The following is a 16,666-nucleotide window of genomic DNA, read 5'->3' as shown; positions in this document are numbered from 1 at the left end:
GAACCAGAGCTGCCTGAAGTGCCGGTGGCTGTGCCAGAGCCGGTGCCGATACTCGCCGTTGTATCACTGCCGGTAGAAGCCGAGCTACCTGACGTGCCGGTCATTGTGCCAGAGCCAGTGCCGTTACTGGCCGTCATTCTCGAGCAGTCGGAGCGAACCTGTGCCTGCTGTTCAGAGCTCAGGGACGACCAGTTCTTGCGGATCTCATCCTGCGACAGAAGTCTTCCCGAATTGGCGTCGCTGAAGAATGAGCCGGAGAGCTTGCTGTCCCAGCCGCTCGGGATACCGCTTTGGCCGGAGCCGGACGTAGAGCTCATACTGGACCCGGCCGATGAGCCGGACGTTCCGTTCGTGCCGCTGGATGTTCCCGACGACTGCGCCAAGGCCGCGGTGGCGAGACAGAGAGNGACCCGGCCGATGAGCCGGACGTTCCGTTCGTGCCGCTGGATGTTCCCGACGACTGCGCCAAGGCCGCGGTGGCGAGACAGAGAGAGATCGCTGTAGCTGTCAAAATCTTACGTTTCATGTGAGTCTCCTTTGGGGTTCGACGCGTTGCGGCGTCGAATCCTAATCCCGAGGAAAGGCACTTGTTCCTGTAAAGAGTGGAATTCGATGTCATGATCCTTGTGCACCAGCCTTGGCCTCGAATGCGATGCCGGAGCGCTTCAACGACGACTGACGCCTCAGGCGAGAGCTGTCCGCTACTGGGTGTTAGAGGCGATATGCGGAACGCTTCCCGAATAGTTGGGTGCCACCATCGGGTAATTGCGAGGCAGGTTCCATTTGGTTCGGTAATCGTCCGGATTCATGCCCAGTCGGCCAAGGTGCGAACTGCGTCGGGTCTCGGTTAGAGACAGGAGGGTGGCCTTTGCCGCGGCGTATAGCTCGACATGCGGAGCTCGTCTCGACCGCGCACACTCAATATGTTTTACGATGACGCCCCCAGATGTCATATGAGCGAATGCCTTTCCGGCGAAATAAATTGCTCCCAGCAGGTCGACGCTCAGCACCTTCAGCCAGCCCGCTCTAGTGAATGCCTCAATGGTTAAAGATTACCAGGCCGGCGCGTTGTTGACGATTATTACCAACCTGCCGAACGCGTGAGCGCAAGTCGACAGCACCGTGATAGCGGCCTCCCCGGCGCGCCCCTTTGTCGAACCGATGCGCGCCTTCTCGACCTTGCCTCCACCCACGTCGGCTCACCCGTGCACCTTCGGTGCCCAACCGCATGGCGATGGCCAGTCCAATGCCGCTTGCAGCACCGGTTACAATGCAGTCTTGTTATCCAGGCGCATCGGGTTCGACCTCTTTCTGGGGAGCAGCAAGTGGTTCAGTCGAGCCTTCAGCGACCCGATCCACGCTCAGCAGGCTTCGCGCATAATCCTGTTGCGCGCGAACAATGGCATCGTCTTGCTGTGAGGGAAGAAAGACCGGCAAAGCAAGGCAGACACTTTGTGTGGCCAACAGCTTGTTCCAGTTCGCGATCAGCGCCTTGAAAGCGCGCCCCACCGCCCTCGGATTTCGGTCGAGGTCATAGAGGCCGAGCGGATTGATCCGTCCGTTGTTCTCCCGAAGCGCACTGTCCCAGTCCACCTGATCCGTCAGCGAGTACCAGGTGAAGCCTACGATGGGGATGCCATCGTTGCGGATCCGCAGCACGTTGGCCCACTCTTTCCACAGCCAATAGACGGCCTCGTCTCCATTGGGGCCTTCGCTGATGTTGGTCTCCGTATGCATTACGGGAAGCCGGTAGCGGTTGAAGTACTGCCGCGTGATCTCGTCATAGCCAAACACCTCGCCGGACCCGGACGTCGTTCCGTCTGCCCAAACCCGATGTTCGTTGGTCTGGTAATAGTCGGTGCCCATCACGCAATGCCTGCGCAGATGGCTTTCCAGGAAGAAACTGTATTCTTCGGCCGTCATCCCGTTTTCGAGAAGATAGCGATAGGTGTGCGCGTCGACGTCATGACCGTAGTTGAGGTCAAGCGACAGGAAACGCTCGCTGTTGAACCGTTCCGCTCTGCCGACCGCCTCGGGAGAATCGGCGTGGAAGTATTCCGAGGATTCGCTCTGAATGAAGATGGCGTCCGGCCGCACCTCGAGAATCGCCCGCATGGCAAGCACGTTCGCCTTCACGATGTGCTTGAGGGCGGTGACGAAAGCAGTGTCGCTGCTCAGTTGTTCGTTCCACCATCCCCAGCGGGCCGAAAAGGTGGCGCAGATGAACATCTCATTTATTGGGGTGAAGAGCTGGATCCACGGATAGCGCATCGCGAAATCCCTGGCGTAGTGCTCGAATAGTGTCGGAAAGTCCGGGTTCTGGAAGTTGCCAATCCAGTCCGGCACGCCAAAATGGCAAAGGTCGACGATCGGAAGAATGTCTTTCGCCTTCAGGTCCGCGAAGGTCTCATCGGCGAATGCCCAATCATAACGTCCGTCACCCAGCCATGTTTTGTGGATGGGAGGTCCGTAGCGGAGGAAATGCACCCCGAGATCCTGGACCAGTTCGAAGTCGGTGCGCCATCGTTCGTAGAAGCGGCATTTTTCCATTTCGTCGACGCGCTCCCGGCCTTGTCGAATGGTGGGGGTGCTGTTCTCGATGCCGGTGGCAAACATGAACGTGAACATTGATGGTCCTTAGCCAAGGCGGAGATGCCCGCGCTTGGTCAAACGTTCAGTGCTCGACGCAGTTCCTGCAAGACTGCTTGTCAAGTTCGGTAGGCGCCTGACAACCACGTGCCTGAAATTGGCGGAATTCTATCCCACGGTTCAAGCGAGCAGCTTGCGCCGAACATGGTCGGACTATGCTGGACGGAGATGTCGGCTTCGGGCCAGACCAGTTGGCGTCAAACGGGTCTTTGCGAGTGAAAGCGGTACGGCAATTTCTACGAGCTCTACGCGATCGCCGCCGCCGTCCTTGGAGGGTTCTCGTTGCGGGGCGGGGAAGGCTCAATCATTGGTGTGGTGCTTGGAACGATCTTGCTGCAGGTGCTTCAGAACCTTGTCAATCTTCTAGGCATTCCCTCCTCACTCAACTTTGCCGTGAGTGGATCGGTGATCCAGATCGGGGTACTGGCCGACCAGGAATACACAGAGTTTCGAAAGCGCCGCGAATTGATGCGGGGCCGGCTCGCAACCGCCGAAGGTAGGCTGTGATGCCCGAGCCGGTGAAATAGGTTGTTCGCGGCAGTTTCGATCGCCGACCGGTTGGCTGCTTGCGCCCGGGGGGCAGCCGAAGGCCGGGATCTAAAACGCCGCAATATTGCCTCTCGAGCGGCTCCTGCTTCGAAGGCAGTCGCCGCAATGTCGATGCAGTCGGCTCATGATGTGCCGAGTTTCGATCTCGCATGGCGATGTAACTTATGCGATCAGCCCGTACTGCCGTGCCTTGTTGCGCAAGAACGGCAGACCGTTGCCCATTACAACCGCTTCACTCTCGGCCACCGGACGCCACACGCTGAGGCCAAACGCCAGACGCGGATCCATGTTGATGAAGCTCTCCATCGCGAGCCCGCCCTTGAAGCCGATCGCGGCCAGCGTCGCGAACGTCTCATCCCAATTGCAATTGCCCTCGCCTGGGGTGCCGCGATCAGACTCGGAGAGGTGGATATATTTGAGGTAATCGCGGGCGACGATAATACCGTTGCCCATACCTTTCTCCTCGATATTCATGTGGTAGGTATCAAGGTGCACGAACATATTGTCGGCGCCGACTCTCTCGATTAGTGCCACCGCCTGAGCCGCGGTGTTGATGATGTGGTTCTCGTAGCGGTTCACGGCTTCAACACCGAGTTCGATGCCGCGAGACTTGGCTTGCGCGGCGGCGGACGTCATCACTTTCGCAATGTTATCAAGTTCGTCCTGCGTAGGTGGCACGCCAGTACGCTCGCCGATGCCGCCATAGATTACGCCGCATAGCGCCTGGGCTCCGATGTCGGACGTCTTGTCGATAGCCACCTTGAGAAAGTCAATCGCCTCCTGTGGGTGGCGCGATGCCCACGCATATTCGGGCAACCCTAGCGAGCACACCGCCTGCATGCCATTTGCCGCCAGCAGCTTGCGGGTGTGATCGGCATCGCAAGAAAATGGATCGGCCAGCGAAATTTCAATGAAATCGAGATCGTATTTTTTCACCGCCGCTACAGTGTGCTCGGCGCCCTCTACGGACCAACCACTCGTCCACATGCTCGTATGAACGCCAAAACCCTTCATCGTGTTATCCTCATGAAATTGAGCTGCCCGGCAGCCCACCGCAAGATCATGACGCCGATCAGCATGATGCCCCAAATGGCTGTGGCCAGGTGCTGGCTGGCGCCCAAGAGATTCAGTCCCGAAGAAAGCAACTGCAAAACGATGAGGGCTAGGAAGACCGAAACGACCTTGCCGAAGCCGCCAAACGGATTCACCCCGCCCAAGAAGCAGGCAAGCACCGTAATCAGCACATAGGACTCGCCATGGCCGACACGGACGGAATTGAATCGTGCCATCATGATAATGCCGGCCAACGCACACATGGCGCCAGACAGCGCGTAGATCAGAATGATCACGCGTCGCGTCGAGATGCCGGAATAGCGCGTCGCCTCGATGTTGGAGCCGACCATATAGTTTGAAAAGCCAAGCCTGGTTCGGGTCATCAAGACATGCCAGACGATGACTGCGCCGAGCAGTATCAGCAGCGGGACAGGAATGCCGACGATGCTGCCGTGGCCGAGCGGCTGGATGAATTCGGGAAAGCCCGAAATATCGGCGCCGCGGGTCAGAAACTCGCCAAGGCCGCGCAGGAAAATCATCACCGAGAGCGAGACGAGGATGGGGTGCGCGCCGGTATAGGCTATCACCGGGCCCATGACCAAGCCGCTTGCCGTGCCAACGCCGACCGCAAGAACGGAACCGAGTAGAAAGGCATAGATGCTTGCGTCCGGTCCTCCGTTGGCCTGAAGAACCCAGGCGAGCGTGAGGCCGCAGAGATTGGCCGTGAACGTCACGGCGAGATTGATGCCGCCCGAGATGATCGGCATCAACATCGCGAGTGTAAGCAGTCCAAGTTCAGGCAACTGGAAGGCCACCGATTCAAAGGTAGCTTTGGACAGGAATCGCGGCGAGAGAGATCCGAAGAATGCAATCACCAAAATCAATGCCAGCAAAAGTCCGATATTCTCGGCGCCCAACGTGCCGGCAAGACGGCGCAAGAATCCGTGCCGTAGCGCTCCAGTTTCGAGCACGCGCTGCGTCATGTACCCATCCTCTGCCGCAAGCCCGCGAGGATATGCCCGAGCGGCGCGTTGGACAGCGTGATGGCAATCAAGATGATCGCCCCGACGATCATCTTGAAAGCATAGGGAGAGATGCCGAGGAGGTTCAGCCCGTTTTGCGTCACCGACACAAGAAACACGCCAAGGATGCAACCGAGCACGGTGCCGCGCCCGCCACCCAGCCTGGCACCGCCAAGGACAACAGCTGCCAGCACGTCCAGCTCGCGCCCCACCAATGCGTTGGGCACGACTTCCTGGGAATAGTGCACCTGCACAAGTCCCGCGATCCCGGCCATCAAACCAAGCCAGCCGAAGGCAATGAAGTGCATCGCCGCGATGTTGATACCGAGGCGACGGGCGCCCTCCGGGTTATCGCCAAAAGCGTATAGCTGCCGTCCCGTGGTGGTATACCGGATAAGCCCCCAGGTGGCGGCGACACAGACCGCCATGATCGCAACCGGCAGTGTTAGCTCGGCCCAATTGCCATTCGCCTGTTGGAACTCGAAAAGCACAGTGCGATGCGTCCACCAGGCAGGCAGATTGTAGATCGATACACCGTGCGTGAAGAACATCAGCAGGCCGAAAAAAATATTGAAGGTGGCGATGGTGACAACGATTGAAATGATCTGGAAATAGTAGATGAGGCCGGCGTTCACCGCACCCAGGGCGATCCCGACGATTGCCGCCAAGGTGAGGCCGATGAACCAATCACCACCTCCCATTTGGGCTAGAGCCAGCGCCACAACGTATTGAACCACTGACGCGGCCACGGCGAAGGAGATGTCGATGCCCCCAGCGATCAACACCACCAGCAGCCCAACCGCGAAGATCAGATTTGTCGAGCTTGTGTTGAGCAGATTGAAGAGATTGGCAATGGTGAAGAATTTGTCGCTCGCAACGGAGAGACCTGCGCTCATGATGAGAAGAACCACAACGAGCCATGTCTCGGTGGGATGAGCCCGGAAGAGCTTGCCGCGGTTACGCATAGACGGCAGCTTCCAGGTCGCCGAGCGAGATGGCGTGCGGGTCGTATTCGGCGACCATCTTGCCCGCGGCCATATGGAGGATGCGGTCGGCGTTGAAATAGACCTCCGGCACTTCATCGGATATCAGCAGAATCGCCAGGCCTTCGGCAGCAAGCTTGGCGACAATCTCGAAGATGCCGGCCCGCGCGCCAACGTCCACCCCCACGGTTGGCGAATCAAGAATGATCAGTTTCAGTCCGACCGCCAGCCATTTGGCGATGGCCACCCTTTGCTGGTTGCCGCCTGAGAGCGTGGAAATCGCATCGGTCTGCCGCCCGACTTTTATCGCCAATTCCTCGATCCAATGATTGACGAGCGCATCCTTCTTCTCCGAGGAGATCAGCCCTCGATCAAGGATCTTGTCGAGCACCGGGATAACGGCGTTGTCGGCGATGGATTGAGCTTGTATGAGACCAAGGGACAAGCGGTCTTCGGAGAGATATCCAATACCCGCGCGGATTGCGTCGCGGTTGGAGTTCAGATGAAGAACCGTCCCGTTGAGTGCGATGCTGCCGCGGTCTGGGCGCAGCATGCCGAAAATCGAAAGCGCGAGTTCTGTGCGACCGGCGCCGAGTAGCCCGGTCAGGCCAAGCGTTTCACCGCGCCGTATTGTCAGCGAAACGTCGTCATAGTCGCCTGCGCGGGTCAATCGGTCGATCTTCAACACGACGGGTGATCCACTAAGGTTTCTCGTGCTCACGGTTTGGTCGAAAGTCTTGCCGGTCATTAGTTCGGTGAGGCGTGATTGGGTCATTCCGGCGGTCGGGAACACCCCAACGACCTTACCGTCGCGCAGAACGGTGACGCGACTTGAGATCTCCAGAACTTCTGCAAGGCGATGGCTGACGAAGACGATGGCCATGCCTTCATTCGAGAGTGTTCGAACGATCGCGAGCAACCGGTCTGTTTCCGATTGAGTAAGCGACGATGTGGGCTCGTCCATGAAAATAACCTTCGCATCGCCGGCGAGCGCCCGGGCGATGGCGACGATCTGACGTTGGGCGATTGCAAAGCTACGCAGAGGCGCGTCGACATCGAGGTCGGCGCCAAGCCGCGCCAACAGCCCTCGCGCCACCTCGCGAATGCGCGAATGATCGACGAGCCGAGGCATGTTGCCGAGGACAGTTCTGATCCCGATATTTTCCGCGACTGTCATTTCAGGAAACAGTGCGAGGTCCTGCCAGATGACTTCCACCCCGGCGCTGCGCGCCGCAGCCGGCGACATGATGTCGACAGACTTTCCGGCGATCGACATGTTTGCGCCGGCTAGTGGCTGACAAACGCCGGTGATTACCTTGATCAGGGTGCTCTTGCCGCTGCCGTTCTCACCGGCGATGCATTGCACTTCACCCGGGAGAACCTCGAAGGCGACATCCTGGAGGGCTCTAACGCCACCAAATGTGACGCTTATGTTGCTAAACGACAGAACCGATGGGAGGTCCTGCGTCGTAGACGCGACGAGGTTCACGGCGGGCCCTTCTGAAATGACAAGGATGGGGCGTGCCGGGATTGATCTGCCACCCCGGCACGCCAGCCATGGTCCGCCATCTAAAGCCCTAGGGCTGCAAGACCATCGACCGTTTCGACCGTGATAGGCTGCACAGCGTCCACGATGATGGTGCCGGTTTTGAAGTCAGGGTGAACGACACCCAGACCTTCGATCGTCATGCCGTCGGTGATTTCACCGCCGCCCGCCAGAAAATCAGCCATCGTTACGAATACTTTGCCCGCTTCCAGAGGATTCCACATATAGCCGCCGTCAATAATGCCGGATTTGAGCATTGCGCTGCCTTGGCTAGGCGAGAATGAACCGACAAGAACCACCTTGTCACCAAGCTTCTGCTCCTCGATCGCGCGTCCGGCGCCGATCGGTCCCTGACTGCCGAACGTCAGGAAGCCGCCGAGGTCAGGATTGGCGGCAAGCACATCCAGAGCCGTCTTTCGGCTGTCATCGGCGCTCTCGGCGACGCCATATCTGTCGCCAACCATCTGCATGTCGGGAAAGTTCTTCTTCAGGTAGGCGATTGCAGCATCGGCCCAGGCATTGTGTGCGGGCACAGTAAGAGAACCTACGTACACCACGTACTTGCCTTTGCCGCCCATTTTCTCGGCAAATAGCTTGGCATGGGCCTCACCGAAACCAACGGCCGAGACCATTTCGAAGTCCCAATCAGCGTTCACCTGGTCTGGCGATTCATGGGTTATGACCTTGATGCCCGTGTCGCGCGCCTTTTTTAGAACCGGCTCGAGAACGTTTGCATCATTCGGCACGACGCCAATTACGCTGACGCCCTGAGCTATCAGGTCTTCGATCGCGCGGACCTGAAGTGCCGGGTCGGCGCTGGTCGGCCCGACCATGAAGCCGTCGTCGCCAAGCTCTTTCGACTTTTCCTTTATTCCCGTTTCCATGGCATTGAACCAGGGAATGCCGCCGATCTTCACGACGACTCCAACCTTGACGTCCTTTGCCAGCGCAGCATTCATTGTGGCGACCGAAAGGGCTGCGCCGAACGCTGCCGCGAGTATAGTTCTTGCTAACATTTAATTCCTCCCTGATTGACGAGTTTTTGAGTTGCCTATTGCCCATGTCGGCTTTGTTTGGCCCACCCCTTTGTGCCCGACGGCATTGACGCACTCGGCGCCGCATTCCTCCCAGAACGCGCCATAAAAGACTTTGAATGCCGGCCGGTCAAGGTGCTAAATAGATTTAGCAAGGCGGTCACGCCACCAGCGTCTAAAAACATTTCTCGATTGATGTAAACGATCCGCCCTTTCGCACTCAGGCTGCACCCGTAGAAAGGACATGCGATCCCCCGCGAGCCTTGGGTGGAGGCGGTGCTACCCAGATCCGAGGTGCTGATGAACGGAGTTGAACTTCTGCAACGATGTCTCGTGACAAAGAATTGCTAGTGGTCGATGCTCGATTTGGATGCCGAATCCCAATCTTCCTGGGCGCCGTCATGCTCTCCGGTTCGCCCAAAGCTGGTCGGTACGGTCACCAGCGGAAAGTGGTCTATCGAATAATTCTCCAGAAGCGAAAATCCTTCAGCAATCATCACCTCGACATTCTGTCGGACCATGGTCACATCGAAGGGCAAATGCGCCGCGAATGGATCCCAGTCGAAGCTTCCGACAACAACCCGTCCAAGCTCACTTGAGGCTAGCGTCGAAGTGAACCGCAATGTTCCTTCAAGTGCGGTCACGCCGTTGACGAACATACCTGAGGGCAGATGCCCAAGCTGAGCGTATCGTGCAGCGAGAGACCGAGCAGCGTTGGTCGGTGCGTATCCGCAGCAGTCAATCGTGCCCGGGCCCGTAACAATCCCATGCGCTGCCAGCGCATCGTGAAAACCCAGCAAACGGCTACGTGTTGCGTCATCATCGCTGACCCCGCCAAAGAAGAAGAGATCTTCGGTGGAGCCCCCTCGTTCTTTCAATTTCTGAACAATGATCTCTGTGAGCGCCTTGGCGCCCCCGTAGTTGTCAGAAACAACTGAGGGAGCCCGGCGGCCTGGCAGATCGATGTTGATGCACCGGACGCCCGCTGCCCGGCACAGATCATTCAGCGGATCGGGGTCACGAACGCCCGCAAGGAAGAGAAATTCCACCTGCTGGGCCAGCAGGGTTTCCGTCACACTCAACTCGTTATCAGGATTGCGATGGGTGCTGACGACGATCGGGCACAAGCGGTGGACGCGGGATTCCGCTTCAAAGGCTTCGGCCAATCCGGCGAAGAAGCGATTGCGGTAATGTGGCAAGATCATTCCAGCGAGCCCGGATCGGGAAAGCCGCAATCCTCGTGCCTTGAGGTTGACAGCATAGCCAAGCCGCTCAGCCCAATCGAGGATGGTCGCTGCGGTTTCCGCCTTGATCCGGTGCTGTTGCCACGAGCCATTGAGGACGAGACTAACCGCTGTCGGGGACAACTTTGCCGCCACCGCGATGTCATAAATCGTTGACTTGCGCCGGACAGACTTTCTCGCCATTCGTGACGCTCCTACTAGCAGATGCAGTAGACGCTAGTGCGGGGTCAAGGCAACATCTCTAAATTGCGTCAAACGGTTTGGAGGAGCGACCCCACGGAAGGACGCGGCCTCTCGTGCCTCCGGTCCGGTCTCCCTGATTGTCTCGATCGTTGCAATGACAGCGCCAGGGAAATCGGCAGATTTGGGATTTTCCCTGAAGCTTTCGTTCAGCGTCCCTGGAGACACCAACCCCAGTGTTTCGGCTTTGGTCTCCCCGATGATCAATCACCTTGCAAAGGTCGACGAGAAGTTTCGATCAGTTTGGAGCCCACCGTTGGCGATGGTCGGGCGCACGCGTCACGATCGAGTCCTCCGTTTCAATAGCGGGAAGATGAAGCTTTGGGTTTCTGAGTCTCTATCTGGCCCCAAAAGGGTGCTGCCGGATGCGCCTTCGTCTCCGGGCGTTGTTTGCGTACTTGGCCGAGGTGCCCTTGCTTGGCAAGTTCCTTCCGCGACAAGGGTCTGCTCGACAGCATTTTCGTCGCTATTGCCAATGCGGAGCCCCGGAGGATCAAAACCGGTTAGCAGCATGATGCCGACGGTTCAGAGCAAGCGACTCAGATTCCCGATTTGCTCAGAGTCTCCCAGCCTGTGGCTCTCCGTGCAGCAGGCCTTGAGCGTCTGGCTCGACCTTTTTGAAAGCTCGCCTCCAATCGGTGGACGAGTTTGGCGGCAAGGCTAGTCGTCTCCATCGGTGTTATGATCGATGCCAGGGAGGCCGCCTGGACCATGGCGTGAACTCATTGCCGTATGCTGGCAGTGCAAGGCAATGAACTGACTGCACAACATGTAGGTGCATTCGTGGATCAAATTTCCAGATAGCCAAGCAGCGCGCGTATCTCGATTAGGTGGCAAGGAGTTGCGAAAGCTATGTTCGCAGTTTGAGAATCGTCCGATATGCCGCACAACGATGCCGGCAAGACGAGCCGAGAATGATCTGACGCAATGTTCAGATCCAAGAAGGACGGTTACCTGTGGCCCAGAAAGGAATCACACTAAAGGACGTTGCCGCAGCGGCTAAGGTGTCGCGCGCCACGGCCGCCCGGGCGCTCAACAGCTATGGTTACGTTGGCGACGAGACGGCGCTCCGCGTGGTTGAGGCAGCCGAAAGGCTGGGCTATCGGGCCAACCTCGTCGCGCAGGCGCTGCGCAGCGGACAATTGCCGATCATAGGCTTCGTGCCCGGCGATATCCAGAATCCGTTCTTCGCCCGAATCGCGCACGACATAGAGGTGGAACTGCGCAAGCACCGCCACAATCTTCTGATTGCCAGCAGCGAGGAGAATGTAGAACAGGAGAAAGAACTGCTTGAGAGCCTTCGCTCGCTCAGCATTCGCGGCTTCATCCTTGCCCCAACGTCTGCAACCGACAGCCAGCATATTGTGCAACTGGCCCGCGAAGGCGCACCGATCGTGCTCATCGACCGCGTGGTAAAGGACCTGCAATGCGACAGCGTCGTCGTCGACAACGAGGGCGGGGCACGCGAGGCAGTGGACTATCTGGTTGGCAACGGTCACCACCGGATCGGTCTTTTGCGCGACGAGTCACGCATCTTTACGGCACAGGAACGCTTGGCTGGCTACCAAAACTCGCTCCACTCGCATGGGATCGCAATCGATGAAGCGCTCATCGGCGTATCGCGCTCGACCGTGGAGCACGCCATCGAAGCCACGATCCGCCTGTTCAGCCGGCGCAATCGCCCGACCGCACTGTTCACGGTGGACAGCCTCATGACGCAAGGCGCGCTTCTTGGCCTGCGTTCAATGGGGCTCTCGATTCCGCATGATGTGTCGGTGGTTGGCTTCGATGACTTCAACCTCGCCACGTTCACCGATCCGCAGATAACGGTCGTGGCGCAACCCATCTCCGAGATCGGACCGCTCGCCGCCAGATATCTGCTGGAGCGGCTTGCCGGCAAAAAGGTTGCACCGCGCCGTACCCGATTTCAGACCCGCTTGATCGTACGCGGATCGGTTGCCCGGCGCGCTGTGCGCTAAAGAGCAAACCCCTCGATTTCGGAGAATTTCGTCTAAAGGACTTGCCATTGGCGAAATTGCGTGCCCATTATTGCTTGTGAGATCGATCTCACATCGGAAAAACGAGCTAGACGGCCCACCGACGCCTAAGGCGGGCTAGAGGCCTGTCACATGCGAAATACAAGGAAAACGTCATGCTGAACTTCGATAGGGACCGCTTCGTGAAGATCCAAAGCGGGGCCGTCGCCGTCGCAGGTGAGGTTCGCTCACTCATGCGCACACTGCTGGCAGATGGCGTCGAGCGGCTGTTTTTCATGGGCACCGGCGGCGTGCAGCTTCTAACCTTGCCCGCGATCGAGTTGGCGCAGCGCTGTTCTACCTTCCCGGTGAGCGGTGCCTATCCGGCGCAGGTCGTGATCGATCCGCCCGCCGGTCTCGACAGCAAGGCCGTGGTGGTCATCCCGTCCTTGTCGGGCACGACCAAGGAAGGCGTCGAGCTCATGGCCTTTCTGAAAAAACGTGGTGTGCGCACGATTTCGCTCACCGGCCATTCGGATACGCCAATCGCACGGGAGGCTGACCACAATTTCACGAACTTCGCCGAAGACGACACCTCGTCGGAATCCTTCTACCTGCAGACGCTGCTGATCGTCCTGGCCCTGCTGGAAGAGCGCGGCGAATATGATGATTTTGATGGCACTGTCGCCGAACTCAAACTGCTGCCGGATCTGCTTGCCGACGCCAAGGCTGCCTTTGAGGACAGGGCGGCCGAACTGGCCCAGACAATCAAGGACGATACCTATCACATCTTCACCGGCGCCGGCTCGGTGTGGCCGGAGGCACACTATTACGGCATGTGCATCCTCGAAGAGATGCAGTGGATTCGCACCCGCCCGGTGCACGCCGCCGACTTCTTCCACGGTACGCTCGAGTTGGTCGAGCCGGGCGTCAGCGTTTTCGTGTTCAAGGGCGAAGATGCCCTTCGGCCCCTGGCCGACCGGGTCGAGAACTTCGCCAGGCGCTACACGGACCGCGTTCGCACGCTGGACGCGGCCTCGGTCAAGTTGCCGGGCATCTCCGCAAAGGTCCGCGGCATGATCTCGCCGGTTCTGCTCGCCACCTTGCTCGAGCGGCTGAGCGCCCATCTCGAGGTGCTGCGCAACCACCCGCTGACCACCCGTCGCTACTACAAACGCGTGGAATATTGATCCCCTCTTACCTCTGAAGGAGCTATCCATGAAACGTTCGCTGCAAGTCGTGGCGGTCACGGTGGCCGCGGTATCATCATTGGGGTTGTCGATAAGCGGCAGTTCCGCCGCTTCGCCGGCTGTCACGGCCGACCCAAACGCCAAGGTGGAATACACCGGCACGCTTTCGGTCCTGACCAAGTTCGGGCTGCAACAGCTGTCGCCCTATTTCGTCAACCTGGCACAGGCCTATGAGAAGCTCCATCCGGATGTGAAGGTCGAACTTATCCAGGAGAGCGACGACAGCGTGAAGGGCAAGACCAAGACGCTGGTCGCTTCCAACTCGCTGCCCGATATCTATTTCTCCTGGACAGGCAGTTGGGGTGGCAATTTCGTGCGCGGCAATCGCGCCGTTGATCTCACGCCCGTCATTGCTGCCGATACCGAGTGGGGCAAGTCGCTGTCTCCAGCCGCCGTCAAGGCGTTCCAGTACAACGGCAAGTTCTATGGCATTCCGCTTTACCAGGATGCCAAGTTCATGGGCTACAACAAGCAGATCTTCGCCAAGCTCAGCCTCAAGGCACCCGCCACTTTCGAGGACTTGCTGACCAGCTGCGACGCCATCCGCAAATCCGGCGTGACACCGATCTCCTTCGGCAACAAGGAGGCTTGGCCGGCGATCCACTTTGCAGGCCAGCTGCTCGCCTACAACGTGCCGCAGGCAACGCTGGAACGCGACTTCGATCCGGCCACCGCCCAATACAGCGATCCAGGCTATGTCGCAGCACTCAAGCAGTTCAGCCAGCTTGTCGAGCGCTGCACCGATGGCGCCGGCGTCAACGGCACATCCTATGCCTCGGCTCTCCAGGCCTTCACCAACGCGCAGTCGGCCATGTACTACCAGGAGATCATCGAGTTCGATCAGGCCGCCACGCCGGAGTCGGCGTTAAAGCCCGCCGATTTCGGATTCTTCCGGCTGCCGGTGCCCGCCGGCGCCAAGGGTGACGCCAGGTCGATCGAGGGCGCGCCGGAGGGCTACATGATCAATGCGGCATCGAAGAACATCCCGCTGGCGATCGATTTCATGAAGTTCGTGACTTCGAAGGAAAATGCGCAGGTGCTGTCTGCGCCACCCTATGGCCAGCCGAGCGCCACCATCGGCGGCGCCTCGGAATCGAACATGAGCGCGGCTGTGGTCGATGGCCTCAGGGATATCAACGCCGCCTCATACCTCATGCCCTGGCTGGATACGGCCAACCCACCGCGCGTCGCCGCCGTCTGGCTGTCCAGCCTGCAGGCGCTGGCGGGCGGCTCGATGACGCCCGAGCAAGTGATGGACGAGGTGCGCAAAGCCGCATCCGCGGCCAAATAAAGCAGGCGAGCATGGCAAGGGCCTCGGACACAGTGGACAGCGGCGCCGACATCGGAGTCGCCAGGCCGCAACGGCCAAAGAGCCGGCGGGCCTGCTTCGCCAACCTGTTATCGTTGCGATGGGCGGCGATCGCGCTCATCCTCATCGGCTGGTTCGTCTATTATCCGATCGTCGACAATTTCATCGTCAGCACCACCGACCAGGACATCTACACCGGCGAGGTCACCAATGTCGGCCTCGCCAACTACGACCGGCTGCTGCATGACCCGGTCGTGCTGCTGGCGCTGTGGAACAACTGCCTCTACGCTCTCATCTCCGTCATCTTCCAGGTCTTCGGCGCGTTCCTGCTGGCGGCCATTATCGAGGACCTGAAAAGCGAAAGCTGGCGCCGGCTGTGGCGCGCCGTCTATTTCGTGCCGTCGGCAATCTCGATCACAGTGACCGGCCTGCTGTTTTATTTCATCTACCAGCCGCAGATCGGCTTGCTGGATGCCGCGCTCAGCCGTGTTGGACTGAGCCAGCTCGTCATGCCTTGGCTCGGCAATGAGCACACCGCCATCTATGCCATCATCGCCATGAGCCAATGGCAGGGTTTTGGCTATTCGACGCTGCTGTTCGCCATTGCCATCCAGAAGATCCCGCGCGACCTCTACGATGCCGCAACGATCGACGGCGCGGGTCCGCTTCGCCGCCTGTGGAGCATCACTTTTCCGCTCACCCGGGAAATGACGGGATTGATGATCATCGTCACCATCACGGGCGCGTTCCAGGTGTTCAACGAGGTTATGGTGATGACCGCAGGCGGGCCCAACAACAGCAGCCAGGTGCTGGGCACGTGGCTCTACCAGAAGGCCTTCATCGAGGACAATTTCGGCTATGGCGCGGCGATCGCCGCCGTCATCTTCATGTTGACCATGCTCACAGGTGCGGCACAGCTCTGGTACACCAAGCGCCGCCGGGTGCAGCTATGAGTGCGATGGTCGCAGCCGGTCGCAGCCGGCACGTCAATGTGTGGTCGGTCATCGCCAGGACGTTGCTCTATTCATTCCTGGTCTGCCTTGGTGTCGTCGTCATCTATCCGCTGATCTGGATGGCGCTGAGCGGCTTCAAGGACAATGCGCAGATCTTCGACGATCCCTTCGCCCTGCCCACCCATTGGTCGTGGAACAATTACGTGCAGGCATGGAACCAGGGCGTGCGTGGCTACGTGACAGTCTCGGTGCTGGTGACCATCGCTTCGGCCATATGCACCGTGCTGATCAGCGCCTGGACGGCCTTCGGCCTGACCCGCACGAAGATGCCGGCAAAGCCGCTGGTTATCGCCATCGTTCTGGGCGGCTTGATGCTGAGCCCCACGGTGGCGATCATTCCACTGGTGAAGATGTTGCAGGCGCTCGGTCTCTACAACACCTACTGGGCGCTGATCATTCTCTACACGGCGTTCCGGGTGCCGTTCACCACCTTCCTCATCCGCGCCTACATGCTGGATCTGCCTGAAGACATCGACGAGGCGGCGACGATGGATGGCGCCAGCGAGGGTCAGATCTTCTGGCGCATCACCTTGCCGCTGTGCCGGCCGATCATCATTTCCTGCGTCATCCTGCACGTCCTGTTCGCCTGGAACGAATATCTCTTCGCGATGATCTTCACGAGCGGCTCGGATGTGCAGACGCTGCCGGTCGGACTGACGTCGATCATGGCAACCCACGGGACCAACTATGCCGTGGTGTTCGCGGCCATGACGATCTCGGCGCTGCCTATCGTGATCGTGTTCTTTGGCGCGCAACGCTACTTCATCCGTGGCTTGGCCGAAGGCATCGGCAAATAAC

General features: G+C 59.1%; 13 protein-coding genes and 2 pseudogenes. 7 read left to right on the top strand and 8 right to left on the bottom strand.

All coding sequences use genetic code 11. The annotated features are described in order from the left end of the window. The coding region (locus X727_RS1000000169160) for a hypothetical protein (protein WP_245274199.1) at nucleotides 1-504 on the top strand (504 nt) is incomplete at its 5' end. Nucleotides 505-701: 197 nt separating this feature from the next. Here the strand turns inward: X727_RS1000000169160 and X727_RS1000000169155 are convergent. Together X727_RS1000000169155 and X727_RS140955 are read right to left on the bottom strand one after the other, a co-directional pair. Further along, nucleotides 702-827 (bottom strand): annotated as a pseudogene (locus tag X727_RS1000000169155) (MucR family transcriptional regulator); the annotation flags it as partial. A gap of 454 nt (nucleotides 828-1,281) precedes the next feature. Then, nucleotides 1,282-2,628 (bottom strand): family 1 glycosylhydrolase, encoded by a 1,347-nt coding sequence (locus X727_RS140955; RefSeq protein ID WP_023834958.1) that lies wholly within the window; start codon nucleotides 2,626-2,628, stop codon nucleotides 1,282-1,284. A gap of 246 nt (nucleotides 2,629-2,874) precedes the next feature. Here X727_RS140955 and X727_RS140960 point away from each other — a divergent pair. After that, nucleotides 2,875-3,156, top strand: a pseudogene (locus tag X727_RS140960) (ABC transporter permease); the annotation flags it as partial. A gap of 204 nt (nucleotides 3,157-3,360) precedes the next feature. Here the strand turns inward: X727_RS140960 and X727_RS140965 are convergent. The 6 genes from X727_RS140965 to X727_RS140990 all read right to left on the bottom strand — a co-directional run bounded on the left by X727_RS140965 (nucleotide 3,361) and on the right by X727_RS140990 (nucleotide 10,263). Then, the gene (locus X727_RS140965; protein WP_031204621.1) at nucleotides 3,361-4,212 is read right to left on the bottom strand and encodes a sugar phosphate isomerase/epimerase family protein; all 852 of its coding nucleotides are present in this window, start codon (nucleotides 4,210-4,212) and stop codon (nucleotides 3,361-3,363) included. Further along, nucleotides 4,209-5,234: an ABC transporter permease gene (locus tag X727_RS140970; protein WP_023667740.1), complete on the bottom strand. Its 1,026-nt coding sequence runs from the start codon at nucleotides 5,232-5,234 to the stop codon at nucleotides 4,209-4,211. Before X727_RS140970 ends, X727_RS140965 begins: the two co-directional genes overlap by 4 nt. Then, nucleotides 5,231-6,238 carry an ABC transporter permease gene (locus X727_RS140975; RefSeq protein WP_023667741.1) on the bottom strand — a complete coding sequence of 336 codons (1,008 nt, stop codon included), beginning with the start codon at nucleotides 6,236-6,238 and terminating at the stop codon, nucleotides 5,231-5,233. The genes X727_RS140970 and X727_RS140975 overlap by 4 nt, the downstream gene beginning before the upstream one ends. After that, on the bottom strand, nucleotides 6,231-7,745 hold the full coding sequence (locus X727_RS140980) for a sugar ABC transporter ATP-binding protein (protein WP_050591314.1): 1,515 nt from the start codon (nucleotides 7,743-7,745) through the stop codon (nucleotides 6,231-6,233). Before X727_RS140980 ends, X727_RS140975 begins: the two co-directional genes overlap by 8 nt. A gap of 80 nt (nucleotides 7,746-7,825) precedes the next feature. Next, nucleotides 7,826-8,818: a substrate-binding domain-containing protein gene (locus X727_RS140985; protein ID WP_031204618.1), complete on the bottom strand. Its 993-nt coding sequence runs from the start codon at nucleotides 8,816-8,818 to the stop codon at nucleotides 7,826-7,828. A 365-nt stretch (nucleotides 8,819-9,183) separates the two neighbouring features. Continuing rightward, nucleotides 9,184-10,263, bottom strand: coding sequence for a LacI family DNA-binding transcriptional regulator (locus X727_RS140990; protein WP_023667744.1), 1,080 nt, complete (start codon nucleotides 10,261-10,263; stop codon nucleotides 9,184-9,186). A gap of 1,013 nt (nucleotides 10,264-11,276) precedes the next feature. Here X727_RS140990 and X727_RS140995 point away from each other — a divergent pair. The 5 genes from X727_RS140995 (at nucleotide 11,277) to X727_RS141015 (ending at nucleotide 16,665) form a co-directional block, all read left to right on the top strand. Continuing rightward, complete coding sequence (locus tag X727_RS140995; protein WP_023686868.1) at nucleotides 11,277-12,299, top strand: LacI family DNA-binding transcriptional regulator; 1,023 nt, start codon at nucleotides 11,277-11,279, stop codon at nucleotides 12,297-12,299. 173 nt (nucleotides 12,300-12,472) lie between these two features. Further along, a complete protein-coding gene (locus tag X727_RS141000; protein WP_023686869.1) occupies nucleotides 12,473-13,486 on the top strand; it encodes an SIS domain-containing protein in 1,014 nt (337 codons plus the stop codon). Between the two features lie 28 nt (nucleotides 13,487-13,514). Next, the gene (locus X727_RS141005; RefSeq protein ID WP_023834953.1) at nucleotides 13,515-14,837 is read left to right on the top strand and encodes an extracellular solute-binding protein; all 1,323 of its coding nucleotides are present in this window, start codon (nucleotides 13,515-13,517) and stop codon (nucleotides 14,835-14,837) included. Between the two features lie 11 nt (nucleotides 14,838-14,848). Next, entirely contained in the window at nucleotides 14,849-15,808 is a 960-nt protein-coding gene (locus X727_RS141010) for a sugar ABC transporter permease (RefSeq protein WP_023682778.1), read from the top strand. Then, the gene (locus X727_RS141015) at nucleotides 15,805-16,665 is read left to right on the top strand and encodes a carbohydrate ABC transporter permease (RefSeq protein ID WP_023834952.1); all 861 of its coding nucleotides are present in this window, start codon (nucleotides 15,805-15,807) and stop codon (nucleotides 16,663-16,665) included. Before X727_RS141010 ends, X727_RS141015 begins: the two co-directional genes overlap by 4 nt. Nucleotide 16,666: the final 1 nt, after the last annotated feature.

The organism is Mesorhizobium sp. L103C105A0, assembly GCF_000502215.1.
Taxonomy (GTDB): Bacteria; Pseudomonadota; Alphaproteobacteria; order Rhizobiales; family Rhizobiaceae; genus Mesorhizobium.
This window is presented reverse-complemented; position numbering and strand designations above follow the sequence as displayed.

What these genes read in the sequence shown, in the direction of transcription:
- X727_RS140985 (WP_031204618.1), bottom strand. Translation starts at nt 8,818, where the DNA reads ATGTTAGCAAGAACTATACTCGCGGCAGCGTTCGGCGCAGCCCTTTCG.
- X727_RS140965 (WP_031204621.1), bottom strand. Translation starts at nt 4,212, where the DNA reads ATGAAGGGTTTTGGCGTTCATACGAGCATGTGGACGAGTGGTTGGTCC.
- X727_RS141010 (WP_023682778.1), top strand. Translation starts at nt 14,849, where the DNA reads ATGGCAAGGGCCTCGGACACAGTGGACAGCGGCGCCGACATCGGAGTC.
- X727_RS141000 (WP_023686869.1), top strand. Translation starts at nt 12,473, where the DNA reads ATGCTGAACTTCGATAGGGACCGCTTCGTGAAGATCCAAAGCGGGGCC.
- X727_RS140975 (WP_023667741.1), bottom strand. Translation starts at nt 6,238, where the DNA reads ATGCGTAACCGCGGCAAGCTCTTCCGGGCTCATCCCACCGAGACATGG.
- X727_RS141005 (WP_023834953.1), top strand. Translation starts at nt 13,515, where the DNA reads ATGAAACGTTCGCTGCAAGTCGTGGCGGTCACGGTGGCCGCGGTATCA.
- X727_RS141015 (WP_023834952.1), top strand. Translation starts at nt 15,805, where the DNA reads ATGAGTGCGATGGTCGCAGCCGGTCGCAGCCGGCACGTCAATGTGTGG.
- X727_RS140955 (WP_023834958.1), bottom strand. Translation starts at nt 2,628, where the DNA reads ATGTTCACGTTCATGTTTGCCACCGGCATCGAGAACAGCACCCCCACC.
- X727_RS140970 (WP_023667740.1), bottom strand. Translation starts at nt 5,234, where the DNA reads ATGACGCAGCGCGTGCTCGAAACTGGAGCGCTACGGCACGGATTCTTG.
- X727_RS140990 (WP_023667744.1), bottom strand. Translation starts at nt 10,263, where the DNA reads ATGGCGAGAAAGTCTGTCCGGCGCAAGTCAACGATTTATGACATCGCG.